This window comes from Pseudomonas sp. LB3P93 (assembly GCF_054898025.1).
In genome coordinates this window covers 2,010,237-2,033,526 of the sequence record NZ_CM142713.1, presented here as the reverse complement: position 1 = coordinate 2,033,526, position 23,290 = coordinate 2,010,237, and the positions used below count along the sequence as shown (strand labels likewise).

Annotated in this window: 26 protein-coding genes and 1 tRNA gene; 6 read left to right on the top strand and 21 right to left on the bottom strand. The window is 57.8% G+C overall.

Translation table 11 applies throughout. The features are described from left to right. Positions 1-169: 169 nt before the first annotated feature. From ACYZT8_RS09125 to ACYZT8_RS09090, 8 genes are all read right to left on the bottom strand, one after another. Positions 170-382 carry a hypothetical protein gene (locus tag ACYZT8_RS09125; RefSeq protein WP_461980448.1) on the bottom strand — a complete coding sequence of 71 codons (213 nt, stop codon included), beginning with the start codon at positions 380-382 and terminating at the stop codon, positions 170-172. A 107-nt stretch (positions 383-489) separates the two neighbouring features. Continuing rightward, the gene (locus ACYZT8_RS09120; RefSeq protein ID WP_461980446.1) at positions 490-675 is read right to left on the bottom strand and encodes a hypothetical protein; all 186 of its coding nucleotides are present in this window, start codon (positions 673-675) and stop codon (positions 490-492) included. Positions 676-801: 126 nt separating this feature from the next. Beyond that, the gene (locus ACYZT8_RS09115) at positions 802-1,224 is read right to left on the bottom strand and encodes a glycine zipper domain-containing protein (RefSeq protein ID WP_461980444.1); all 423 of its coding nucleotides are present in this window, start codon (positions 1,222-1,224) and stop codon (positions 802-804) included. 175 nt (positions 1,225-1,399) lie between these two features. Next, complete coding sequence (locus ACYZT8_RS09110; RefSeq protein WP_461974571.1) at positions 1,400-2,731, bottom strand: IS4 family transposase; 1,332 nt, start codon at positions 2,729-2,731, stop codon at positions 1,400-1,402. Positions 2,732-2,849: 118 nt separating this feature from the next. Next, complete coding sequence (locus ACYZT8_RS09105; protein ID WP_461957942.1) at positions 2,850-3,221, bottom strand: bacteriocin; 372 nt, start codon at positions 3,219-3,221, stop codon at positions 2,850-2,852. A gap of 325 nt (positions 3,222-3,546) precedes the next feature. Continuing rightward, positions 3,547-4,878, bottom strand: coding sequence for an IS4 family transposase (locus tag ACYZT8_RS09100; RefSeq protein WP_461974571.1), 1,332 nt, complete (start codon positions 4,876-4,878; stop codon positions 3,547-3,549). Positions 4,879-4,990: 112 nt separating this feature from the next. After that, positions 4,991-5,176 carry a hypothetical protein gene (locus ACYZT8_RS09095; protein WP_131062468.1) on the bottom strand — a complete coding sequence of 62 codons (186 nt, stop codon included), beginning with the start codon at positions 5,174-5,176 and terminating at the stop codon, positions 4,991-4,993. Between the two features lie 187 nt (positions 5,177-5,363). Then, positions 5,364-5,684 (bottom strand): YbjQ family protein, encoded by a 321-nt coding sequence (locus tag ACYZT8_RS09090; RefSeq protein ID WP_192226200.1) that lies wholly within the window; start codon positions 5,682-5,684, stop codon positions 5,364-5,366. A gap of 437 nt (positions 5,685-6,121) precedes the next feature. On the opposite strand from ACYZT8_RS09090, the gene ACYZT8_RS09085 reads away from it, so the two are divergent. Further along, entirely contained in the window at positions 6,122-6,463 is a 342-nt protein-coding gene (locus tag ACYZT8_RS09085) for a type II toxin-antitoxin system RelE/ParE family toxin (RefSeq protein ID WP_461980442.1), read from the top strand. Positions 6,464-6,474: 11 nt separating this feature from the next. Further along, entirely contained in the window at positions 6,475-6,777 is a 303-nt protein-coding gene (locus ACYZT8_RS09080) for a Fis family transcriptional regulator (RefSeq protein ID WP_461980440.1), read from the top strand. Positions 6,778-6,934: 157 nt separating this feature from the next. Here ACYZT8_RS09080 and ACYZT8_RS09075 read toward each other — a convergent pair. Next, positions 6,935-7,024, bottom strand: a tRNA-Ser gene (locus ACYZT8_RS09075). A 308-nt stretch (positions 7,025-7,332) separates the two neighbouring features. Here ACYZT8_RS09075 and ACYZT8_RS09070 point away from each other — a divergent pair. The 3 genes from ACYZT8_RS09070 (at position 7,333) to ACYZT8_RS09060 (ending at position 10,077) form a co-directional block, all read left to right on the top strand. Beyond that, positions 7,333-8,022 (top strand): crotonase/enoyl-CoA hydratase family protein, encoded by a 690-nt coding sequence (locus tag ACYZT8_RS09070; protein ID WP_131062465.1) that lies wholly within the window; start codon positions 7,333-7,335, stop codon positions 8,020-8,022. A gap of 213 nt (positions 8,023-8,235) precedes the next feature. Continuing rightward, on the top strand, positions 8,236-8,958 hold the full coding sequence (locus ACYZT8_RS09065) for a lysophospholipid acyltransferase family protein (protein WP_461980437.1): 723 nt from the start codon (positions 8,236-8,238) through the stop codon (positions 8,956-8,958). Between the two features lie 147 nt (positions 8,959-9,105). Continuing rightward, a complete protein-coding gene (locus ACYZT8_RS09060) occupies positions 9,106-10,077 on the top strand; it encodes a magnesium and cobalt transport protein CorA (protein WP_461980435.1) in 972 nt (323 codons plus the stop codon). A 113-nt stretch (positions 10,078-10,190) separates the two neighbouring features. Here ACYZT8_RS09060 and ACYZT8_RS09055 read toward each other — a convergent pair whose 3' ends face one another. The 3 genes from ACYZT8_RS09055 to ACYZT8_RS09045 all read right to left on the bottom strand — a co-directional run bounded on the left by ACYZT8_RS09055 (position 10,191) and on the right by ACYZT8_RS09045 (position 14,390). Continuing rightward, complete coding sequence (locus ACYZT8_RS09055; RefSeq protein WP_461980433.1) at positions 10,191-10,919, bottom strand: amidotransferase; 729 nt, start codon at positions 10,917-10,919, stop codon at positions 10,191-10,193. A 95-nt stretch (positions 10,920-11,014) separates the two neighbouring features. Next, a complete protein-coding gene (locus ACYZT8_RS09050) occupies positions 11,015-13,159 on the bottom strand; it encodes a 3-hydroxyacyl-CoA dehydrogenase NAD-binding domain-containing protein (RefSeq protein WP_461980431.1) in 2,145 nt (714 codons plus the stop codon). Positions 13,160-13,184: 25 nt separating this feature from the next. Further along, on the bottom strand, positions 13,185-14,390 hold the full coding sequence (locus ACYZT8_RS09045; RefSeq protein ID WP_461980429.1) for an acetyl-CoA C-acetyltransferase: 1,206 nt from the start codon (positions 14,388-14,390) through the stop codon (positions 13,185-13,187). Between the two features lie 597 nt (positions 14,391-14,987). Between ACYZT8_RS09045 and ACYZT8_RS09040 the strand changes: the two genes are divergently transcribed. Next, the gene (locus tag ACYZT8_RS09040; protein WP_461982400.1) at positions 14,988-15,815 is read left to right on the top strand and encodes a c-type cytochrome; all 828 of its coding nucleotides are present in this window, start codon (positions 14,988-14,990) and stop codon (positions 15,813-15,815) included. Positions 15,816-15,939: 124 nt separating this feature from the next. Here the strand turns inward: ACYZT8_RS09040 and ACYZT8_RS09035 are convergent, their stop codons facing one another. The 9 genes from ACYZT8_RS09035 to ACYZT8_RS08995 form a co-directional block, all read right to left on the bottom strand. Beyond that, positions 15,940-16,755, bottom strand: a complete 816-nt coding sequence (locus ACYZT8_RS09035; RefSeq protein WP_219095559.1) for a transglutaminase family protein — start codon at positions 16,753-16,755, stop codon at positions 15,940-15,942. Next, positions 16,752-17,702, bottom strand: a complete 951-nt coding sequence (locus ACYZT8_RS09030) for an alpha-E domain-containing protein (protein ID WP_131062458.1) — start codon at positions 17,700-17,702, stop codon at positions 16,752-16,754. The genes ACYZT8_RS09035 and ACYZT8_RS09030 overlap by 4 nt, the downstream gene beginning before the upstream one ends. Before the next feature lie 12 nt (positions 17,703-17,714). Then, entirely contained in the window at positions 17,715-19,124 is a 1,410-nt protein-coding gene (locus ACYZT8_RS09025; RefSeq protein ID WP_017337349.1) for a circularly permuted type 2 ATP-grasp protein, read from the bottom strand. A 398-nt stretch (positions 19,125-19,522) separates the two neighbouring features. Further along, entirely contained in the window at positions 19,523-19,864 is a 342-nt protein-coding gene (locus ACYZT8_RS09020) for a ribonuclease E inhibitor RraB (protein ID WP_090181832.1), read from the bottom strand. 213 nt (positions 19,865-20,077) lie between these two features. Further along, entirely contained in the window at positions 20,078-20,311 is a 234-nt protein-coding gene (locus tag ACYZT8_RS09015) for a hypothetical protein (RefSeq protein WP_461980426.1), read from the bottom strand. 216 nt (positions 20,312-20,527) lie between these two features. Further along, complete coding sequence (speE, locus tag ACYZT8_RS09010; RefSeq protein ID WP_461957931.1) at positions 20,528-21,403, bottom strand: polyamine aminopropyltransferase; 876 nt, start codon at positions 21,401-21,403, stop codon at positions 20,528-20,530. 265 nt (positions 21,404-21,668) lie between these two features. Beyond that, positions 21,669-21,860 carry a PLDc N-terminal domain-containing protein gene (locus ACYZT8_RS09005; RefSeq protein ID WP_131062453.1) on the bottom strand — a complete coding sequence of 64 codons (192 nt, stop codon included), beginning with the start codon at positions 21,858-21,860 and terminating at the stop codon, positions 21,669-21,671. Positions 21,861-21,924: 64 nt separating this feature from the next. Beyond that, the gene (locus ACYZT8_RS09000) at positions 21,925-22,455 is read right to left on the bottom strand and encodes a hypothetical protein (RefSeq protein ID WP_461980424.1); all 531 of its coding nucleotides are present in this window, start codon (positions 22,453-22,455) and stop codon (positions 21,925-21,927) included. Positions 22,456-22,684: 229 nt separating this feature from the next. After that, positions 22,685-23,203 carry an ankyrin repeat domain-containing protein gene (locus tag ACYZT8_RS08995; protein ID WP_461980422.1) on the bottom strand — a complete coding sequence of 173 codons (519 nt, stop codon included), beginning with the start codon at positions 23,201-23,203 and terminating at the stop codon, positions 22,685-22,687. Positions 23,204-23,290 lie beyond the last annotated feature (87 nt).

The window sequence follows — 23,290 nt, the reverse complement described above, 5'->3', positions numbered from 1 at the left end:
TGCCGGAAGATTGAGCAAGCGCCGCCATTGAACTGACCGACAACACGCCGCTCACCATCAGGACCATCAATTTTGACCTGATCATGGTTCATCTCCTTTAAAAAAGGTGCGTACCTGATTTTTGGCAGCGCACCTTTTTTAAAGGTGCCACTCAATCGACGAATGGGTTTCAGCTCGGCTCACCGGATGCATCTTTACCGGCAATGTCCGGATCCTCGGGGGTGGCTTCAACATCGCCACGCTTCACATCATCAGTCGGCACCTGCTCCACCGCTGTGTCGTCGTCAGGCGGACGTTGATCGCGACTCAAGGAATCGGTAGGCGAAGGCAGCGGATATTCAGGGGTATCGTCGACATCGTCGACTTTCGGATCAGCGTTCATAAGCACCTCTCGAAGGGCCTGAAAATCAGGCCCTGAAATTTCGAGGGCTGGGCAATGCTGCTGTTCGATCAGGGAGACGATCGGTCGATTGCCCCACAAAACGCCGGTCAATCTTCGTCGTCTACTTCCTCTTCTTCATACTCGAGGTTTCCCACGTCACCGGCGTCATCGGAATCGTTGAGCGGCACCGTTGCGTCATCCATCAAGGAGCCAGGATCTTCATTGCCAGGGTCATTGATAAACGGAAGCCCACTCGGGCCTTTCTCTTCTTTGCCTTCGGTTTCAGGAGTCATGGCAGTTCTCACAACGTTGGGGTGTATGACGTTCGAGGCGACCTACAGCCAAACGTTCCGACGCCCTAAAGGCAGACACGAAAAACCCGGCACCAGGCCGGGTTTGTTCTGTTGCTCGCGCTTGACTCAGCGATGTTTGTTTTTGTGTTTGTGCTTATGCTTGTGGCCGCCACCGGAATGAGACTTGCCGCTGTCGTTGCCCAGGTTGTTGCCAACCGCTCCACCCGCTGCGCCGCCCAGACCTGCGCCAATGGTCGAACCGGTAGAACCGCCGAGGCTATTGCCTATCACCGAGCCGCCCGCCGAGCCTAATCCACCGCCGATGGCCGCTTCCGTCCGGCTACCCTTATTAGCGCCAACTGCGCTACCGGCGGCGCCGCCCACACCAGCGCCAATCGCTGCGCCCGTGCTGCCGCCCATTTGCTGACCCACTACGTTACCCAGTGCTCCGCCAATACCACCGCCAACTGCCGCAGTGCCGTCACCGGCAGCCATTGCACCTTGAGCGACCAAAAGTCCCAGAACCAACGTGGACAATGTCAAACGCATGATATGAACCTCAAATTCCGCATCGGGGGTAAGATTACTCGCTGCGGATGGGCGTGAGTCTAGCACCTGCACTCACTGAATCCGGCCAGCGATGAAGGTTGGACAGCCGCAAACTCGAAGTAAGTGAAAATGAAACATCCAGATACGAAAAGCCCGGCATCTAGCCTAATGCTGTTCACTTAAGCGGAGCAGCCTTACGGTCCACTGGAAACCGGGTTTTTGAAATTTTCACTGTCCTTGGCCTCGAAGGCCTTGGGCGGTGATCCAGAAACAATCCCCCTATCCCTGCTCTCAACTCAGCCAAGCGTCTTCCTGTGGCTGAAATCGGATTAGCCGCCGCCATCACGATCAGTTGCACGGCGATGTACTGACAAACGGGTTTGAAACGGATGTCCGAGGGAGCCCGGCCAAACGTCACCGCCGCCTGACTGGCCTCTCGACGAATCACGTTGTAAGCCAGCAAAAGCCCCCACACTTCCTGATAGACCAGCTCGACTTTTTTACTGCGCAAGGTCATCGCGTTCTGTTGCATCGAACTCTTGATGTCCCTGAAGCCCAACTCGATTTCCCAACGCTCCTGGTAAAGTTTGGCAACGGCTTGAGTGTTGTAGATCTTGGCCGGCAACGACGTCATGACGGTCTTCACCTTGCCTTTAATTTCATAACTGACTTCGCGTACTTCCCAGTGCGTTGGAAGATCCGGGTTTCGCTTTCTGGCCTGCGGCGAGACTTTCATACGCACTAAACGGTCGTACTGGCTGTAACGGGCCACTTCCTCGCAGATCAGTCCTTTTTTTGCCGGGATCAACCAATGACGGTTGATGCCTGCTCCGCTCAGGCTCGACAGCAGCTCGGCACCCCAGAAACCTTTGTCGAACAGCGTCACCGAGTGGTCGGGGATCTGCTGCAAAAATTCGTCGGCCAAGCGCATTTCACTGCGTCGATAAGGGCTCAATTGAGCATCCATGATCACGTGCGAACGCACATTCATCAGGGCCACCAGGCGCAGCATCGGAAACGGCGTCTGGCGGTCGCTTGGAGTGTTTCCCGACCCGAAGTGATCTCGAAGCTCGGGCGTATCCGGAGTACGCAAAAGTGCACCGTCCACCGCGAATACCTGCAGATCATGCCAGGCATCGTCGTCATAGCGCTCCGCCCCCCATTGGGTCCCGGTCTTGCGGAATAACCACTCAACAGGATCGGCACCGAGTCGCTTGCGCGCCTCGGTTACACCACTGCGGGCCAATAAGTGGTCGGTGGCCAGGCCTTGAGCGCAGATGTTCAAACGTCTGGCCACCTCATGAACCGGCTCGTCACGAAACAACGCCATGCCGAGCACCAACCAGAGCACTTGGTCAGCGGGCAGGCGACGTCGGCGAATGGTCGCCTGACTGGAAAGATCCAGCGCAGACGCTACCCACTCGATGGGAATGTTTTGGGTGAAAGTACTCAGGTCACAAAAGTTGAAAAGGTCGCCGAGGTCGAGCAGATCTTGTTGAACAGACATAAAAAATCCGATGCCAGAAGTCTGGCATCGGATTTTCGGATAAGCCCGGCTTGGACTCAAATACTTAAGTGAACAGCATTAGGCATCTAGCCGGGCTTTTCGATCCGATCGATCAGGATCAGTGACGCTTGTGACCTTTGGCCAGATTGCTGCCCACGCCGCCGCCCAATGCGCCACCCAGGCCTGCGCCGATGGTCGAACCGGTCTTGCCGCCCAGGCTGTTGCCGATCACTGAACCACCGGCCGCGCCGACACCACCGCCGATGGCCGCTTTGGTGCGGCTGCCTTTACGTGCTGCCACCGCACTGCCGGCTGCGCCCGCAACGCCAGCGCCGATTGCCGCGCCAGTGCTGCCGCCCATGCTCTGGCCGACCACGTTACCCAACGCGCCACCCAGACCACCACCGAGCGCAGCAGTGCCATCACCCGCAGCCATTGCACCTTGAGTCACCAGAAGTCCCAGAACCAGAGCAGGCAGTGTTAAACGCATGACAAAAAACCTCAAAAATAGGGGGAACAGAAAAGTCGGGGATTGAATGCTTTCGAGGAGGAAACGTCCACACAAAATCCGCCTCAACCTCGCAATTGGCGACGGTTGGACAGCTTTTATGGAAAAGGTTTTATGACAGGCAAAAAAAAGCCCGCTGGGGAACGGGCCAGGTACTGCTTTTTAACGGATGAGCTGAGCCTACGTAGGCAGGTGTGAAAAGTTTGTGAAAAAACCACCAGCATAAAAATTATCGTGAGTCTGTAGTCCATTTCTGAGGAATCGAGTCTCTAAAAACAAAAAACCCCACTCATTGGCGTAATGCTGTTCACTTAAGCGGAGCAGCCTTACGGTCCACTGGAAACCGGGTTTTTGAAATTTTCACTGTCCTTGGCCTCGAAGGCCTTGGGCGGTGATCCAGAAACAATCCCCCTATCCCTGCTCTCAACTCAGCCAAGCGTCTTCCTGTGGCTGAAATCGGATTAGCCGCCGCCATCACGATCAGTTGCACGGCGATGTACTGACAAACGGGTTTGAAACGGATGTCCGAGGGGGCCCGGCCAAACGTCACCGCCGCCTGACTGGCCTCTCGACGAATCACGTTGTAAGCCAGCAAAAGCCCCCACACTTCCTGATAGACCAGCTCGACTTTTTTACTGCGCAAGGTCATCGCGTTCTGTTGCATCGAACTCTTGATGTCCCTGAAGCCCAACTCGATTTCCCAACGCTCCTGGTAAAGTTTGGCAACGGCTTGAGTGTTGTAGATCTTGGCCGGCAACGACGTCATGACGGTCTTCACCTTGCCTTTAATTTCATAACTGACTTCGCGTACTTCCCAGTGCGTTGGAAGATCCGGGTTTCGCTTTCTGGCCTGCGGCGAGACTTTCATACGCACTAAACGGTCGTACTGGCTGTAACGGGCCACTTCCTCGCAGATCAGTCCTTTTTTTGCCGGGATCAACCAATGACGGTTGATGCCTGCTCCGCTCAGGCTCGACAGCAGCTCGGCACCCCAGAAACCTTTGTCGAACAGCGTCACCGAGTGGTCGGGGATCTGCTGCAAAAATTCGTCGGCCAAGCGCATTTCACTGCGTCGATAAGGGCTCAATTGAGCATCCATGATCACGTGCGAACGCACATTCATCAGGGCCACCAGGCGCAGCATCGGAAACGGCGTCTGGCGGTCGCTTGGAGTGTTTCCCGACCCGAAGTGATCTCGAAGCTCGGGCGTATCCGGAGTACGCAAAAGTGCACCGTCCACCGCGAATACCTGCAGATCATGCCAGGCATCGTCGTCATAGCGCTCCGCCCCCCATTGGGTCCCGGTCTTGCGGAATAACCACTCAACAGGATCGGCACCGAGTCGCTTGCGCGCCTCGGTTACACCACTGCGGGCCAATAAGTGGTCGGTGGCCAGGCCTTGAGCGCAGATGTTCAAACGTCTGGCCACCTCATGAACCGGCTCGTCACGAAACAACGCCATGCCGAGCACCAACCAGAGCACTTGGTCAGCGGGCAGGCGACGTCGGCGAATGGTCGCCTGACTGGAAAGATCCAGCGCAGACGCTACCCACTCGATGGGAATGTTTTGGGTGAAAGTACTCAGGTCACAGAAGTTGAAAAGGTCGCCGAGGTCGAGCAGATCTTGTTGAACAGACATAAAAAATCCGATGCCAGAAGTCTGGCATCGGATTTTCGGATAAGCCCGGCTTGGACTCAAATACTTAAGTGAACAGCATTACACTCATTGGCGGGGTTTGTCCGGTTGATCATTACTTCGTGGGCGGCACCACTTTGGGCCTGAATTTCGACTTGAACACTTTGGTCGCTGCGGACTTCACTTTGCTGGTCTCGAGCGGATCTTCGCCGAAGCCTGCCACATACTCCGTCTGGCCACACTGCACGCAATTGTTGATTGGAAACTCTGCCCCGTCGTCTTCGATATACGGATCAGCCATAGCCCTTCCCCTCTCAAAGCGGGATCGATACCGGCAAGCCCTATTGCCTGAAAAATATCGACCACCAAGGCTTTTGAGACTAGCCGGTCATTACCGGACTTGTAATTCAGATTTCCGCGTGCCCGACGAATGGACCACGCTGATTCCTACAAAAACAGCTGGAGAATTAACAGGCTCACTGCCTCACTCACCGCAGCTTGACCGCCGTTCCGGTCACAAACACCACCACCATCCCGCCCTTGCCGGCCGGCATGCTGATCTCAAAATCGAGCCCGACCACCGCATCCGCCTGAAGCGCTCGCGCCCGCTCCTTTATCTCGTCGGTCGCCTGAATCCGCGCCTCCTTCAACGCCCGCTCCAGCGTCTGAGAGCGTCCACCGAAAAAATCCCGCATGCCGGCAAACATGTCGCGGATGACGTTGACGCCCTGCACTGATTCTGCGCTGACGATGTCCAGGTAGGCGGTGATTTGTCGGCCTTCGATGGCGTGGGTTGTGGTGGTGATCATGGGAACTCCTTCTTCATCAATATTTGTTAATGGCAACGTGGACCGTTACTCAACCAACGCATCAATTCCAGTGCGCGGCACTTTAAGCCATTTTGTCCCCCACCCCCCTCGACAACGCAAAACGAATAGCTTCCGTCGAAGCTGCCTAAAGAACCGTTAGAACCATTGAAAGCCCCCAATGCACTTGGCTTTCTGGCACCTCGTCCCACACGCCCTTCATTCGTCCTACATCATTTTCAGAAGCATCTCCGCTGATTCACCTGGGACAACTTCAGACCCAACGTAGAAGCTTAGATAGCCGAAATCCTTGGCATCTGTTGCCAGAAAACAGACCCGATCGACTTCTAAAAAATCATCCGCTGATCGCAACATCTGTCCGCTGATCAGGCTGCTTAGCGGAAATTTGCGTCATGCACCTATTTAGGTACACTCCACTCATGACTGATACAGCACCAGTGCTCAATGTCCGTTTCTTTCGTACAGATGCTGGAAATGAACCTGCTCGGGAATGGTTAGCCGATCTCCCCCGCGACCATAGACGAATGGTCGGGACAGAGATCAAAACTGTTCAGCTTGGATGGCCCATCGGGATGCCGGTTGTTCGCAAGCTTGAAATCAGTCTTTGGGAAGTAAGGGTCAACCTGGGAGACACCATCGCTCGCGTTTTTTTTACGGTTACTGGATCCGACATGGTGTTGTTGCATGGATTCATCAAAAAAAGCCAGAAAACACCTGCATCAGACCTGGCAACTGCCAAACAGCGCAAAGCAAAACTATGAGGGCACAAAAGATGAACAAGCATATAGGGTCTGACTTTGATGACTTTCTCGCCGAACAAGGTCTTACCGAGGAGGTTTCTGCCGCAGCTCTCAAACGTGTCATTTCCTGGCAGATTGCTGAAGCTATGAAATTGCAGCGTGTCAGCAAGAAAACGCTTGCTGAACGGATGCATACCAGCCGCACCGCGGTGGATCGGGCCCTCGACCAAAACGACTCTGGAATGACGTTAGCCACGTTGGCGAGTGCTGCGCGTGCATTAGGCCGGCGAGTAGAGGTACGTCTGATCCCAGAGGGCGAAGAGTCTCACGCATGAGCCCCGGTCATTGGGTAGTGACCCAGAGTCAGCTACCCTGCCAGCGTCATCGCGCGTTGTAGCCAAAAGTTGGCAACCCCCTTTCCAGATTCAACTTCCCAGAAACCACAAAAACCCTGATTTTTCTCGAAATCAGGGGTTCTGGTTACATCGAATTTGGCGGTGAAGGAGAGATTCGAACTCTCGATACAATTTCTTGTATACACACTTTCCAGGCGTGCTCCTTAAGCCACTCGGACACTTCACCGTATCTCGTCAAACATGTTCTGTCTGTCGAGGCGCGCTAATGTAGTCGAAAGCTTTTCTTATGGCAAACTTTTTTTGCAGAATTTTCATGCGCTTAGCGTTTTAGTCGTTCCGGTGAGTTCCGGGCGATGGCAAACCTGCCAATCTCCGGCTTCGCGCCCTCTTCTATAGAGAGGGGAATGCACGGCGGGTGTGGCGGGCTACGCTTGCCCGGCGGGGAAAGGGTGACTGGCGGGTCAGTCACGGCGCTTTACCTGGCCTGCGGCGGTGGGTAACGTCTGCCCCAACTTTCATATAAGGAATAGCGTCATGAGTGAGTTGATTTCCTACCATCTCGAAGACGGTATCGCGACCCTGACCTTGAGCAATGGCAAGGTCAATGCCATCTCCCCGGACGTGATTGCAGCTTTTAATGCTGCGCTGGATCAGGCGGTGACTGATCGTGCGGTGGTGATCATTACCGGTACGCCCGGGATTCTGTCCGGCGGTTATGACTTGAAGGTCATGACGTCCGGCCCTAAAGAAGCGGTCGCACTGGTGACTGCCGGCTCGACGCTGGCCCGTCGTCTGTTGTCGCATCCGTTCCCGGTGATTGTGGCGTGCCCTGGGCATGCGGTGGCCAAGGGCGCCTTCCTGTTGTTGTCGGCGGATTACCGCATTGGTGTCGACGGCCCGTTCAGCATTGGCCTGAACGAAGTGCAGATCGGCATGACCATGCACCACGCCGGTATCGAAATTGCTCGTGATCGTCTGCGCAAATCGGCGTTCCACCGCTCCGTCATCAACGGTGAGATGTTTAATCCACAGAGCGCCGTGGATGCCGGCTTCCTCGACGTGGTGGTATCGGCCGAGGAGTTGCAAGGTGCAGCGCTGGCGGCGGCGCGTCAGTTGAAGAAGATCAACATGACCGCACACAAAAACACCAAGCTGAAAGTGCGCAAGGCACTGCTCGATACGCTGGACAACGCGATCATCCTGGATCAGGAACACATGGGTTAAACCCAAACAGGCTGCAACGAAAGCCCGACCGTCGTGTCGGGCTTTTTCTTACGCGCACTGTTGAAAATCCAACAACCGCTCTAGAACGCGTCTGACCCACAAGTCGGAAACATGCGCACAAACATCGTCTATCTCCTACCTCTATAGCGGCAATTGCCGAAAACAGTGCACATCCGTACACTGCGCCACCTTTTGTCCCGGTGGGGCCTGTAAATGCTGTTCGTGTTTCGTATGTTATTGATGGGCCTGCACTTTATTCTGGCCGGTGTGCTTGGGGTGCTTCTGGGCCTGTGCCGACCGTTTAACCCGGACAACAGCCGTTTGTGCGCGCGCCTGTATGCGTGGCCGGCGATGTGTATTTTGCGTTTGCGGGTGAAGACCGATGTCGGGCCGTTGATGGATAAACCCCAGAGCTGCGTAATCATTGCCAATCACCAATCCAACTACGATCTGTTTGTGTTCGGCAACGTGGTGCCCCGCCGCACTGTGTGCATCGGCAAGAAGAGCCTGAAGTGGGTGCCGCTGTTCGGGCAGTTGTTCTGGCTGGCCGGCAATGTGTTGATCGATCGCGGCAATGCACACAAGGCGCGCCAGTCGATGCTGACCACCACGCACACCTTGCAGCATGAAGACACCTCGATCTGGGTCTTCCCCGAAGGCACGCGCAACCTCGGTGAAGAGTTGCTGCCGTTCAAGAAAGGTGCGTTCCAGATGGCGATCGCCGCGGGCGTGCCGATCGTGCCGGTGTGTGTCAGCAGTTACGTCAAACACATGCGATTGAACCGCTGGCGCAGTGGGAAAATTCTGATTCGCTCGCTGCCGGCGATTCCTACGGCGGGATTGAGCCTGGACGACATGCCTCTGCTGATCGCCCAGTGCCGCGAGCAGATGCGCGAGTGCATCGAGTCGATGGACCGGCAACTGCAAGCCGCGTAAAAAGAAACCCGCCTTGTGCGGGTTTTATTTTGCCCTCGGGCTTTTGCCTGCGAACTCAGCAGATTTCACTGACTCTCAAATAACAGACAAGGCTAAAGTGAACACTGCCTGCCACTGCCACCTGCAAATAAGAAGTGAAACTGAATCATGGGTAGAGTTGTCGCTGCTGCGGTTTATAGCGCCGGTAAAAAAGTCACCAATATTACCCTCGACGAAGGCGCTGCCTGGGCCGCAAAGCCTGGCCACTTTGTCTGGATCGGCCTCGAAGAGCCGAATGCCCAAGAGCTGACCAACCTGCAACGCCAGTTCAACCTGCACGAATTGGCCATCGAAGACGCATTGGAAAAACACAGCCGACCGAAGCTCGAAACCTTCGGCGACGCCCTTTTTATCGTCACGTATTCGCCGATTCGGCACGAAGGCAAACTGGAGTTCATCGAAACTCATATCTTTGCCGGCAACGGTTACATCATTACCGCACGTAATGGTCACTCGGCGTCCTACGCCCTGGTCCGACAGCGCTGTGAGGCGCGTCCGATCTTGCTGGAGCATGGGGAGGACTTCGTACTCTATGCCATCCTCGATTTTGTGATTGAAAACTACCAGCCGATGGGCGAAGCGATCCATGCGGAGATCGATGAACTGGAGCGCAACGTGCTGTGCAGCGCGCTGAATGAACATGACATCCAGAAGCTGCATGGCCTGCGCCGGGACGTGTTGCGCCTGCGCCGTTATGCGGCGCCGATGGTGGAGATTGGTGAGGAGCTGCAGAAGCTGAACTTTCCGTTTATCGACAAGAACATGCGCCCGTATTTCCGCGATGTGCAGATTCACGTCACGCGGCAGATGGAGGACCTGACGACCCTCGCGGATATTGCCAGTCAGACCATTGAGGTCGGGGTCTTGCTGGAGGCATCGCGGCAGAGCGTGGTGCAGCGCAAGTTTGCGGCGTGGGCGGCGATTCTGGCGTTCCCGACGGCGGTGGCGGGGATCTACGGGATGAACTTTCAGAACATGCCGGAGCTGACGTGGCATTACGGGTATTTCGCGGTGTTGGGGTTTATTGCGGTGGGGTGTGTGAGTTTGTGGGTGAGTTTCAAGAGGTCGGGTTGGCTTTGAAACGCTTTTGTGGCGAGGGAGCTTGCTCCCGCTGGGCAACGAAGTGGCCCCAATAGGCCTGCTACGCAGTCCAGCGGGAGCAAGCTCCCTCGCCACAAATTCACTGCAAGGTCTTAAACCGCTTTAGCTTCTGGCTTATGCGCCACAAACCGCATCATCCACTCCGCAACCGTCGCGCCGTGGTGCTCTTGCTCAAGGCTCGCCACGCCTTTCGTATAAATTTGCTCGCCCAGCGCTTGCTGACGAATCTCCAGCAGCGCCCGCGAGTAATCGTGAATGAATTCCGGGTGCCCCTGGAAGCACAGCACCTGATCGTTGATGTGGTAGGCGGCAAACGGGCAGAAATCGCTCGAGGCGATAACGGTGGCGTTCTCCGGTAGCGACGTCACCTGGTCCTGGTGGCTGATCAACAACGTCAGCTCTTCACGCACCGGACTCATCCACGGTGCCTTCGCCGCCATTTTGTAGCTGTGGGTGCCGACGCCCCAGCCTTGGCTCGCACGTTCGCTCTTGCCGCCCAACAGCAGCGCCAGCAGCTGGTGGCCGAAACACACGCCCAGCAGTTTGTCGCCACGCTTGTAGCGGTCCAGCAGGTAAGTTCTAAGGGTTTCAATCCATGGGTCGGTGCCGAAGGAGTCGGCCTTGCTGCCGGTGACGAGATAAGCGTCGAAAGTCAGATCATCACTCGGGTACTCGCCCTGCATCACGTTGTACACAGTGAACTCGGCAGCGATGGGTTGCTGCGAAAACAGGTTCTGGAACATCTGCCCGTAACCCTGATATTGATCGACCAGTTCCGGACGCAGGATGTCGGTTTCCAGAATGCAGATGCGTAACGACATAAAAAATACCTGACACGTGATGGGAATAATGCACACCCCAGAGCCTGCCTCGAAACACCGTGACAAGGCAAGCCCCGGAAGGCGTCATACGTCCCTTAGAAACCCTCCCCTTTGGCGGCTTTATCCAGCAATAACGCCGGCGGCGCAAAGCGCTCACCATATTGTTGGGCCAGGTACTGGGCGCGGGCGACAAAGTCTTTCACACCGTATTGATTGATGAACTGCAGCGCACCGCCAGTCCAGGCCGCGAAGCCGATACCGAATATCGAGCCGATGTTGGCGTCTGCCGTCGAGGTCAGCACGCCCTCCTCCACGCAACGAACGGTTTCGATGGCTTGCACGAACAGCAGGCGATCGCGCACGTCCTTCGGCGAAATCTGCCCGTCGGCTTTCTCGAAACGGGTTTTCAGCTCGGGCCACAGATGTTTCTGTCCACCGGCCGGATACTCGTAGAACCCGCCTCCAGCGGCTTTACCAGGCCGTTTGTACTCATTGAGCAACAAGTCAATCACGGCGAACGCCGGGTGCTCAATCAGCAGTTTCCCTTCTGCTTGCAGGTCTTTGGCGGTTTGCTGGCGGATATGGCTCATCAAGCTGAGGGAAACTTCGTCGGAGATCGCCAGAGGCCCGATCGGCATGCCGGCCTTGCGCGCTTCAGTCTCGATCATCGGCGCGCTCACGCCTTCGCCGAGCATGGCAATGCCTTCATTGGTGAACGTGCCGAACACCCGCGAGGTGAAGAAGCCACGGCTGTCGTTGACCACAATCGGCGTTTTCTTGATTTGCAGGACGAAATCGAACCCGCGCGCCAGGGTTTCGTCGCTGGTGTTGGCGCCTTTGATGATTTCCACCAGGGGCATTTTCTCCACCGGACTGAAGAAGTGCAGACCGATGAACTTGGTTTGATCCGGCACGGCGGTGGCCAGGCCGCTGATCGGCAAGGTCGAGGTGTTGGAGGCGATCACTGCGGCCGGGCCAACGACTTTCTGCGCCGCCGAGGAGACTTTGGCTTTCAGCTCACGGTCTTCGAAGACCGCTTCAATGATCAGATCACAGCCGGCCAGGTCTGCATCGCTTTCGGTGGTGTGGATCCGCGCCAGAATCGCCTCTCTCTGTTCCGGGATCATCTGGCCGCGAGCGACTTTCTTGTCCAGCAATGCCGCTGAGTGAGCCTTGCCCTTCTCCGCTGCCGCGAGGCTGATGTCCTTGAGGACCACTTCGATGCCGGCCGAGGCGCTGACAAAAGCGATGCCGGCCCCCATCATCCCGGCGCCGAGCACGCCGACTTTCTGCGTGACGTATGGTGCAAAACCTTGGGGCCGCGAGCCGCCAGCGTTGATCTCGTTGAGCTGGAACCAGAACGTGCCGATCAGGTTTTTCGAGATTTGGCCGGTGGTCAGTTCCGTGAAGTAGCGGGTTTCGATCAGGTGCGCGGTGTCGAAATCCACCTGGGCGCCTTCAACCGCTGCGCAGAGAATTTTCTCCGGCGCAGGCATGCAGCCCTGGGTTTTGCTGCGCAGGATCGACGGTGCGATGGCAAGCATCTGCGCGACTTTCGGGTTCGACGGCGTGCCGCCTGGGATCTGATAACCCTTCACATCCCAACGCTGTACCGCCGTCGGATTGGCAATGATCCACGCCCGCGCCTTGCTCAGCAGCTCATCGCGATCCGCGGCCAACTCATCAATCAAGCCTGCCTGCAACGCCTGCTGCGGCCGGACCTTCTTGCCTTCGAGCAGGTACGGCAAGGCTTTTTCAATGCCCAGCATCCGCACCATGCGCACCACCCCGCCGCCGCCCGGCAACAGGCCGAGGGTGACTTCCGGCAGGCCGAGTTGCACGGATGGGTTGTCCAGCGCGACGCGGTGATGGCAGGCGAGGCAGATTTCCCAGCCACCGCCCAACGCCGCGCCATTGATCGCGGCCACTACCGGTTTGCCGAGGGTTTCCAGGGTACGCAACTGGCCTTTGAGCGTCAGGACCATGTCATAAAAGGCTTTGGCTTCGGGTTTGCCGACCTTGATCAACTCATTGAGGTCGCCGCCGGCAAAGAAGGTTTTCTTGCCCGAGGTGATGATCACGCCGGCAATGCTGTCCTTTTCGGCCACCAGTCGGGCGACGCAGGCGGCCATCGCCTCGCGATAGACCGCGTTCATGGTGTTGGCGCTCTGGCCCGGCATGTCGATGGTCAGGACGACGATGTGGTCCTGACCTTTTTCGTAACGAATGGCTTCAGTCATGTCACTTGTTCCTTAAGGTCGGGGCTCAGAGGCGTTCGATGATGGTGGCAATGCCCATGCCGCCGCCGACACACAGAGTCGCGAGGCCATAGCGCAGGCGCCGGGTTTCCAGTTCATCGAGCAGCGTGCCGAGAATCGCGCAGCCGGTAGCGCCCAGCGGGTGGCCCATGGCGATGGAGCCGCCGTTGACGTTGACCTTGTCCGGGTCGATGGCCATGTCCTTGATGAATTTCAGCACCACCGAGGCGAAGGCTTCGTTGACCTCGAACAGGTCGATGTCTTCGACCCGCAGCCCCGCCTTGGCCAGTGCTTTGCGGGTGGCCGGCGCCGGGCCGGTGAGCATGATGGTCGGATCGGTGCTGGTGACGGCAGTGGCGACAATTCGCGCCCGTGGTTGCAGACCCAGCGCCCGGCCTTTGGCCTCGGAACCGATCAGCATCAGGGCAGCACCATCGACGATGCCGGAACTGTTGCCCGGGGTGTGGACGTGGTTGATCCGCTCCACTTGGCTGTAAACCCGCAATGCGGTGGCGTCGAAGCCCATTAGCCCCATCATCTCGAAGCTCGGCTTGAGTTTGCCCAGGCCTCCCAGGGTGGACTCGGCGCGGATGAACTCATCGTGATCGAGCAGGATGATGCCGTTCTGATCCTGCACCGGCACCAGCGACTTGTTGAACGAACCGTTCGCCCGCGCCCGTGCTGCCTTTTGCTGGGAGTGCAATGCGTAGGCATCGACGTCCTGGCGGCTGAAACCTTCAATCGTGGCGATCAGGTCGGCACCGACGCCTTGCGGGGTGAAATGACTGTGCAGATTGGTTTCCGGGTCCAGCGCCCAAGAGCCACCGTCGCTGCCCATGGGTACGCGGGACATGGATTCGACACCGCCGACCACCACCAGGTCTTCGAAGCCGGAGCGGACTTTCATCGCGCCGAGGTTCACCGCTTCAAGCCCCGAAGCGCAGAAGCGATTGATCTGCACCCCAGACACGCTGACGTCCCAATCGGCGACTTGTGCCGCGGTCTTGGAGATATCGGAGCCTTGATCGCCGATGGGCGTGACGCAGCCGAGCACCACGTCATCGACCTGACTGGTATCCAGCGACGTGCGCTGCTGCAACGCCGTGAGTAGCCCGGCCACCAGATTCACCGGTTTGACGCTGTGCAGGGCGCCATCGGCCTTGCCTTTGCCACGGGGCGTGCGTAACGCGTCGAAAATCAAAGCTTGGGTCATGACGTCCTCGAACCTGGGCGGTGAGTAAATACTGAGCTTCCACCTTAGGCCGAGCCGCCGCGGATTCAATGACCGCAGTGCTCACTGGCGTTGACGGACACGCTCAGACGGACGGTCGCTCACGCCCGGATTAACCGTTTCACGTCACCAAGCTGTCTAGCAAACGGGCGCCCAAGAAGCTGGCAATAGGCCTCATGCCTTTTTAAAAGCTTTAAGTAAGCGAACCATACGAAATGGATCTAAACCAAGCGTGACGCGGGCTCTAAGGTGAAGATGTACGAAGTTGTCGTCGGGTTTTGCCGAGGCACTCGTCTTACAGGAAGTTCAGCGCTCTGCCGTCATGGAGATATGCAGGCAGGCATCAGGAAATAACAAAAAAGGCGGTCAAGCCATGTTCAAACATTCGAAAGTACGTCAAGCCGGGCTCATTCTTTTCGCCACTACGCTGTTGTTGATTTTGCCGAACCTGACCAAGGTGATCGGCTAGTCGATATTCAAATATTACGGCGCCAGGTTTTTACATCGCCCTCTTAAAAATGTGACTGGCTCGCTACCCGGGCCAGCGTGGGTGTGCCAACCTTTGAGCACTTCCACGACATGGACGGCGATCATTTGAAAACGCTCATTCTGTTCGGGGCCTTGCTGCTCAGCACGCCCCTGTATGCCGCACAGCTGAACCTCGAGCTGGGCGCGAGCAGTCGCACCTGGCAGACAGAGGAGCTGCTCAAGCACGCTCAAGTCCAGACCATCACCATCAGCGACGACGTTTCCTACAAGCGGGACATGACTTATCGCGCGGTTCCGTTGGCGGCGTTGTTGACCGGCATCAAGCCTGAAGATCATCTGCAAGCCGTGGCTTTAGACGGGTTTGCCGCGGAGTTGTCGGCGGCGCCGTTGCTGAACGCCAAGGGTGCCCGCGCGTGGTTGGCAATTGAAGATCCGGCCAAACCGTGGCCTGCGTTATCGGAAGGCAAACCAGGTGCCGGGCCGTTTTATCTGGTGTGGGTCGATCCGCAAGCCGGCAACATCAGCCCTGAGCAATGGCCGTTTCAAGTGGCGAGTATCAAGCGCATGGCGCCCGTGGCCGAGCGCTTCCCTGCCCTGCTGCCCGATCCTGCCTTGAAGGCAGGTGATCCGGTGAATAAAGGCTTTGCGCTGTTTCAGAAGAATTGCCTGGCCTGTCATCGACTCAATGGTGCCGGGGATGCACAGTTCGGGCCGGATTTGAACATTCCGTTTAACCCGACCGAGTACTTTGGGGCCGATTTCCTGAGGCGCTACATTCGGGATCCGCAGAGTTTGCGGCAATGGCCTCAGGCGAAGATGCCGGGGTTTGCGGCGACGGTGTTGCCGGATGGGGATCTGGAAATGTTGGTGGGGTATTTGAAGCATATGGCTGGGCGCAAACAGATTTCAGCCAAATAATCGATCGTTCCCACGCTCCGCGTGGGAATGCAGCCCGTGACGCTCTGCGTCACATCAAAAGCCGAACGCGGAGCGTCCGTTGAGGCATTCCCACGCAGAGCGTGGGAACGATCAGTGTGCAGGTTTACTGTTGTTGGACGGAGATGACTGGCGCAGGCATCGGCGTCGGCGACACAAACACCTTCGCATGCATCTGCTCACACCCACCGCCCCGGCGCATGCCGCGCACCGGGCAGGCATCCAGGTAATCCAGGCCCACCGCCAGTTTCAAATGCCGCTCCGGCCGGGCCAGTTCATTGGTCACGTCAAAGCTGTACCACGCGTCATCCAGCCAGGCTTCGGCCCAGGCGTGACTGGCCAGGTGTTCGCTGTTCTCGCTGTACAAATACCCTGACACATAGCGCGACGGAATGCCCAGGCTGCGGGCACAGGCCAGAAACGCATGGGTGTGGTCCTGACAGACGCCGGAACGCCCGGCGAAGGCCTGGGCGGCGCTGGTGTCGACTTCGGTGGAGCCCGGCGTGTAGGTCATGTGCGAATTCAGGCCATGCATCAAGTCGATCAGCGCCGTACGATCCCGGCGTTTTTTGCACTCCTTCTCAGCGAACGCACGCAAAGCCTCGTCAGCTTCGGTCAGACGCGTGAAGCGCAGGAACGGCAACGCCGACTGGCTCTCATGCTCGGCTTCGCGCAGTTCGTCGATGTCCACCTGGCCACGGGCGCCGATGATGATCGCCTCGTGCGGTTCGTCCATGGTCAGCACGTGCAGGATGTTGCCGAACGGATCGAGTTGCGCGCGCACCGGGCGTGGCAGGTCGAGTTGCCAACTGAGCACGTGCTGACGCTCGCTGTCGTGGGGTGTCAGTCGCAAGTACTGGATGCTCGCCCGCACCTGATCTTCGTAGTGATAGGTGGTTTCGTGGCTAATGGAAAGTCTCATGCAGCCTCCAGGTAGGAACTGTGAATGGCGTTACCCAACTGGCGCACCAGCGGGATGAATTCGGTCAGCCAGGCGTGCAAGCCTTCGTCGAGAATTTCGTTGATGCCGGTGTAACGCAGGCGCGCGTCCATCTCCGCCGCCAGACGTTGCGCGGGGCGGCCGTTGGCCCCCGGCAGTTGGGCGAGGATCTGGTCGATTTCTTCGGTGCAGGCGCGCAGGGAACGTGGCACATCGGCGCGCAGCAACAGCAACTCGGCCACATGCCGGGCGCCGGGTGCGTCGCGGTAGATCTCGGTGTAGGCCTCGAACGACGACAACGCCCTTAATAAAGCGCTCCACTGGTAATAGGCGTGAGCGGTGCCATCGCTGACCGCTTCGGCCTGGTCGCCGGCCATTTCGTAACGGGCGTCGAGCAGGCGCAACGTGTTGTCGGCCCGTTCGATAAACGTTCCCAAGCGAATAAAGCGGAACGCATCGTTACGCATGATCGTGCCGTAGGACGCGCCACGGAACAGGTGGGAACGTTCCTTGATCCACTCGCAAAAGCGGCTCATGCCGTAACGACTCAAGCCCTGCTCGGCGATCCCGCGAATTTCCAGCCACGTGGCGTTGATGTTTTCCCACATGTCGGCGGTGATTCGACCCCGCACCGCATGAGCACTGGCCCGCGCCGAGCCGAGGCAGCTGTAGATGCTCGCCGGGTTGGCCGCATCCAGGGCAAAGAAATGCAGCAGCCGTTCGGCGTGCAAGTCACCGTGGCGCTCCAGGTAATCGTCCAGAGTGCCGGTGATCAACAGCGGCATGGCCAGTTCGTGCAGGCCGTCGCCGCGACCATCCTGCGGCATCAGCGACAGCGAATAACTGATGTCGAGCATCCGTGCGAGGTTTTCCGCCCGCTCCAGGTAACGCGACATCCAATACAAATCCGAGGCAGTTCTACTTAACATGGCAAGCTTCCTTCAATCCTCGACCACCCAGGTGTCCTTGGTTCCGCCGCCTTGGGATGAGTTCACCACCAGGGAGCCTTCACGCAGGGCGACACGGGTCAAACCACCGGGCACAACCCGGGTTTCGCGGCCAGACAAAACAAACGGACGCAGGTCGATGTGGCGTGGCGCAATGCCGTTTTCGACAAAGGTCGGACAGGTCGACAGGGACAATGTCGGTTGCGCGATATACGCGTGAGGCTTGGCTTTGATCCGCGCGCGGAAAGACTCGATTTCCGCCGCCGTCGCAGCCGGCCCCACCAGCATTCCGTAACCGCCGGAGCCCTGGGTTTCCTTGACCACCAGGTCTGGCAGATTGGCCAGCACGTGGGACAGTTCAGAAGGATTGCGACACTGGAACGTCGGCACATTCTTCAGGATCGGTTCTTCGTCCAGGTAGAAACGGATCATGTCCGTGACAAACGGATACACCGACTTGTCGTCCGCGACCCCGGTGCCGATGGCATTGGCCAGCACCACGTTGCCGGAGCGATAAGACGACAGCAGCCCTGGAACGCCGAGCATCGAGTCCGGGTTGAACGCCAGCGGATCGAGGAACGCATCGTCGAGGCGACGGTAAATGACGTCGACGGCTTTCGGTCCGTCCGTGGTGCGCATGAACACCTTGTCGTCACGCACGAACAGGTCCGCGCCTTCCACCAACTCGACGCCCATCTCCCGTGCCAGGAAGGCATGCTCGAAAAACGCGCTGTTGAAGCGACCCGGCGTCAGCACCACCACGCTCGGGTTATCGATCGGGCTGGAGCTTTTCAGGGTGTCGAGCAGCAGGTTCGGATAGTGATCAATCGGTGCGATGCGCTGGGCCGAGAACAACTCGGGGAACAGGCGCATCATCATTTTGCGGTCTTCGAGCATGTAGCTCACGCCGCTGGGTGTACGCAGGTTGTCTTCAAGCACGTAGTACGTGCCGTCGCCATCGCGCACCAGATCGACGCCGGAGATGTGCGAATAGATATCGCGGTGCAGATCCAGCCCTTGCATCGCCAACTGGTATTGCTCGTTGGCCAGCACTTGCTCGGCCGGGATGATGCCGGCCTTGATGATGCGCTGCTCGTGGTAGAGGTCGGCGAGGAACATGTTCAACGCCTTGACCCGCTGGATACAGCCGCGCTCGACGATCCGCCATTCACTGGCGGGGATGCTGCGCGGGATGGTATCGAAAGGAATCAGGCGCTCTGTCCCCTGCTCGTCACCGTAGAGCGTGAAGGTAATCCCGGCACGATGAAACAGCAGATCGGCCTCGCGTCGCCGTTGTGCCAATAGCTCGTCAGGCGTCTCGGCCAGCCAACGGGCAAACTCCCGATAATGCGGGCGGACCTGGCCGCCGGCATCGTACATCTCATCAAAATAGGTGCGGATCATGCCGTACTCCTTGTCACCCGGACATCTAGGCTTCGCAAGGCCCGTGCCATCGGCAGAAACGCTTTGTTATCAACCAGTTGGATAATGACGCCGTTTGCACCGCACCAATCCTGTGCAGCAAATGCCCCACGCTGATCGCCCCCGCTTCATTGCAAGGCGACGTTGTCGCCTATCACCAGCATAGTCAGAGTTGATTTCACTGCCCGGGAGTCGATGCGGATAATCCGCGCATTCTCTGCAAAACCTGAACGAACTTCCCTTTAGCCGCCTGCTCAGGCGGTTTTTTTTGCGCCGGATTCTTGTTTCAGGGTTTTGCCGAGGGGATGTTCCGAGCGCCACAAACGAAAACGGCCAACCCGAAGGTCAGCCGTTGCTGAGCGTTGTCACTGTTCATAAGCTTATGCGAGTAGCCCTCGTACCTCCTGCTTGACGCCCCATCCTTCGATGATGCCGCCCAGAGGCTCGACCACCGCCTCGAAGTCCTGCTCAAAGTCGCCAATGCCGTCATAGGTGGCGTACATCACTTTGCTCAGTTCCAGGGCCCACGCGCCGTCATCACGCACGCTGATTTGTGCATTCAAGGATTCACCACAGTAATGCCCTGCCGCCCTGCGTGCCCGCTCCTCGTCCGGGAAAATGGCGTAGAACTCGATGGGATGGAATCGTGAAAAGTCGAAACCGCCTTCTTTCATGCGGCGCAGCACGCTGCTGCTGATGTCTTCTTGATAGGCTGTGCTCATGAAACGTCCCCCTCAAATTGATGGATAGACTTTCCGTATTCCCGGCACTCGCAACCGATTGGTGCGAGCGATGCGGCAACAGCGTTGCCGGTGGGAAGCAAGCATGTAGCTGACAAGACCAGACCTTAGCGATCCGTTCGCTGATCTCGCTTGCAGAGTAGCCCCAAGACAGAGGCGCTGCCAAGGCCTGGATAGGATTGAGACAGGAGATGTTCAGATTGGCGTGATGCCGAGAATTTGTATGCTGTTCTGGGTCTTGAGACTTTTGACGGTCGCATCGGCAGTTCGCCCTTCCAGATCATTCAGATCCAGTTCGGCAGCGACAGGAAGGAGCCGGGCCTTGATGAGTTTGGCGGCATGCTCGTTGTCCGGGCACTCCTCGCACTCGAAGACTTCATCGACCGTTTCACCGTGATCATCCACGAAAGTGATTTTCCACTTTTGCATCAGTGCCTCCTCGAACAAACCCGCAAATGGGCTTACAACCATCTGGACTTTTGGCCTGACTGATCGTTCCCCCGGATTACCGCACACAAACATGAAAAACACGGTCCCTGCAGGAGCTGGCTTGCTAGCGATGCAGACGCTGCGGCTTGTCTGACACACCGCGTCGATCCAATCGCTAGCAAGCCAGCTCCTACAGGGGGTGCGTACATCTTCAGTTTAGTCGTTGCTTGGCTTGTTCACCGCTTGCAGCACGTATTGCGGCAAGGCGAAGGCGCCGATGTGGATTTCCGGGTTGTAGTAGCGGGTGATGATGCCGCTGCCGGCGAAACGCTGTTGCAAGGTTTCACGGGACAATTTGCGGTAGGCGGTGTTCGTCGCGCCCCAGGCAAAGGTCATCGATCCACCGATGTAGGTTGGCACGGCGGCCTGATAGAAGTGCCAGTCCGGGAACAGGCTGCGCAGGCGACCTGCGGTGGTTTTGACTTCTTCGATCTGCATGAACGGGGTGCCGTTCTGGGTGACCAGGATGCCGCCTTCGTTCAGGCAGCGACGGCAGGCCTGGTAGAAGTTTTCCGAGAACAGCACTTCACCCGGACCGATCGGGTCGGTGGAGTCGGAAATGATCACGTCGAATTTTTCGGTGGTGGTGGCGACGAAACGCATGCCGTCGTCGATCACCAGGTTCAGGCGTGGATCATCGAACGCACCCTTGGAGTGATTCGGCAGGAATTCCTTGCACATCTCGACCACGGTGCCATCGATCTCGACCATGGTGATGTGCTCGACACTGCGGTGCTTGGCCACTTCACGCAGCATGCCGCCGTCGCCACCACCGATGATCAGCACGCGCTTGGCGGTGCCGTGCGCCAGGATCGGCACGTGGGTGAGCATCTCGTGGTAGATGAATTCGTCGGCTTCGGTGGTCTGGATCACGCCGTCCAGCGCCATGACCCGGCCCATGCGCGGGTTTTCGAAAATCACCAGGTGTTGGTGTTCGGTGCGCACTTCGTGCAGCAGTTTTTCCATCCGAAAACGCTGGCCGTAGCCTTCGTAGAGGGTTTCCAGGTAGTCGCTGGTGGTGATGTTGCTCATGGGAAGTGCTCCGATGAATGCGGTGGCAACGGACGGTTACCCGCCCATGATGGCCAATCGAGCGGCTCGATTAACCGGGAAAGGCGCGCATTCTACGTTGCGGAAGATGACAGGTCGAACCTCACTTGATGAGTCGACTCAATACCCTGTGGGAGCTAGCCTGCTAGCGATAGCGGAGTGTCAGTCAGTAAAGTTGTGGCTGACACTCCGCTATCGCTAGCAGGCTAGCTCCCACAGGGGAAAAGTGATGGCTTTGAGTGCGTGCTCAGATCCGGACGTTGCCTCGTGGCCCGGCGATGGCCCAGATGATCAGGCCCAGGACCGGCAGCAGCAGGATCAGCAGCACCCAGATGATTTTCATCCCTGTACTTGCGCCACTTTTCAGCACGTTGATGATTGCCCAGATATCCAGGGCAAGAATAATCAGGCCAATCAGACCGTTGAACGTGGAACCCATGGTGTTGCTCCCTAAGAGTGGTATGCACTCTTAGGATAGCCGGGCCTTGCGAGGGTTCCGCTTTTTAAACGTGGACCGCAATTTTGAGGGCTTCGAGCGATGGTGCAGCGGTGATACCCACTTCGGCGCACAACTCAAGTACGCGCGGTACGTCGTTGCCGTAGACCAGCACCACTTGCAGTTCGTCGTCGAGCAACTGGCTGAAGTTCATCAGCGTGTAACCGCCGTTTTCCTTGTTCATGCTGCCCATCTGCACCTGAATGCGATTGAGCGCAGTCAGGGCTTCGGTTTTGGCCAGTTGCTTGGGTTTGATGTTGAAATCAACACCGGGGCCAAACGAGGCGACGATCTGGGCGAACAGGTCTACGTAAGTGTCGGCCTGGAACAGCACGGTTTCCGGCAGGCTGCCGACAACGATCCACTCGCCCAGTGGAATCGGGAAGGAGTCGTCGTAGTTGATATCCGGATTGGCCGTCAGAAAAGCCTCGGGATCGGCGTAGGCGGCTGCCGCTTCATCAGCGACTTTCAGGATTTCGTCATCGCTCATGCACCCGGAGCTGATTTTGCTGATGAGTTCGACGAGTGCGGCTTTCATGGGGCGAATCCTGTAGCGAGTGAATTTTGAGGGCGCGAAGGATAGCGCATCCAGCGTGAAATGCGGACCTGTGGCGAGCGCTTACTTGTGGCGAGGGAGCTTGCTCCCGCTGGGGCGCGAAGCGGCCCTCAATATCAGGCGATACGATCTTTCAGGAAGACCGCATTCGCTGGTTTTGGGGCTGCTTCGCAGCCCAGCGGGAGCAAGCTCCCTCGCCACAAATGCGCGCTCAGCCGAGAAGTTTCTGCAGCTGCGCAGTGGTATCGACAGCACCCAAAGTTTTCGCTGCATCGAGCGCGGTAACGCCATTGGCGTCCTTGGCTTTCGGATCGGCGCCTTTGCTGATCAGGTAATCAACGATTTCAACGCGGTTAAACATCGCCGCCATCATCAGCGCCGTACGACCGTCGAAGGACGAACCTTCGACTTGCGCACCACCCTCAACCAACGCCCTGACCACCGCCAGGTCGCCCTTGAACGCGGCGCCGGCAATCGGGCTCTGCCCGTTGTCGTTGCGGATTTCCGGGTCGGCCTTGTGTTCCAGCAGCACTTTTACCGTCTCCACATGGCCGTGGTAGGCGGCGAGCATCAGCAAAGTGTCGCCCTTGTGGTTACGCAGGTTCGGCGGCAGGCCTTTGGTCAGCAACGCAGCCATCATGGCCGCATCGCCCTCGCGCGCTTTGTTGAATACCTGTTCGGCAAATTCAGCGGCTTCTTCGGGGGTCATCTGGCGGCTTTGGTCTGACATCGGGGACTCCACTTTCTGTCATTCGGGAAAGCCGACAGTTTCCCGAGCAGCCCCGAGGCTGTCACTTCTTTTTTCTCAAGAGCCGCC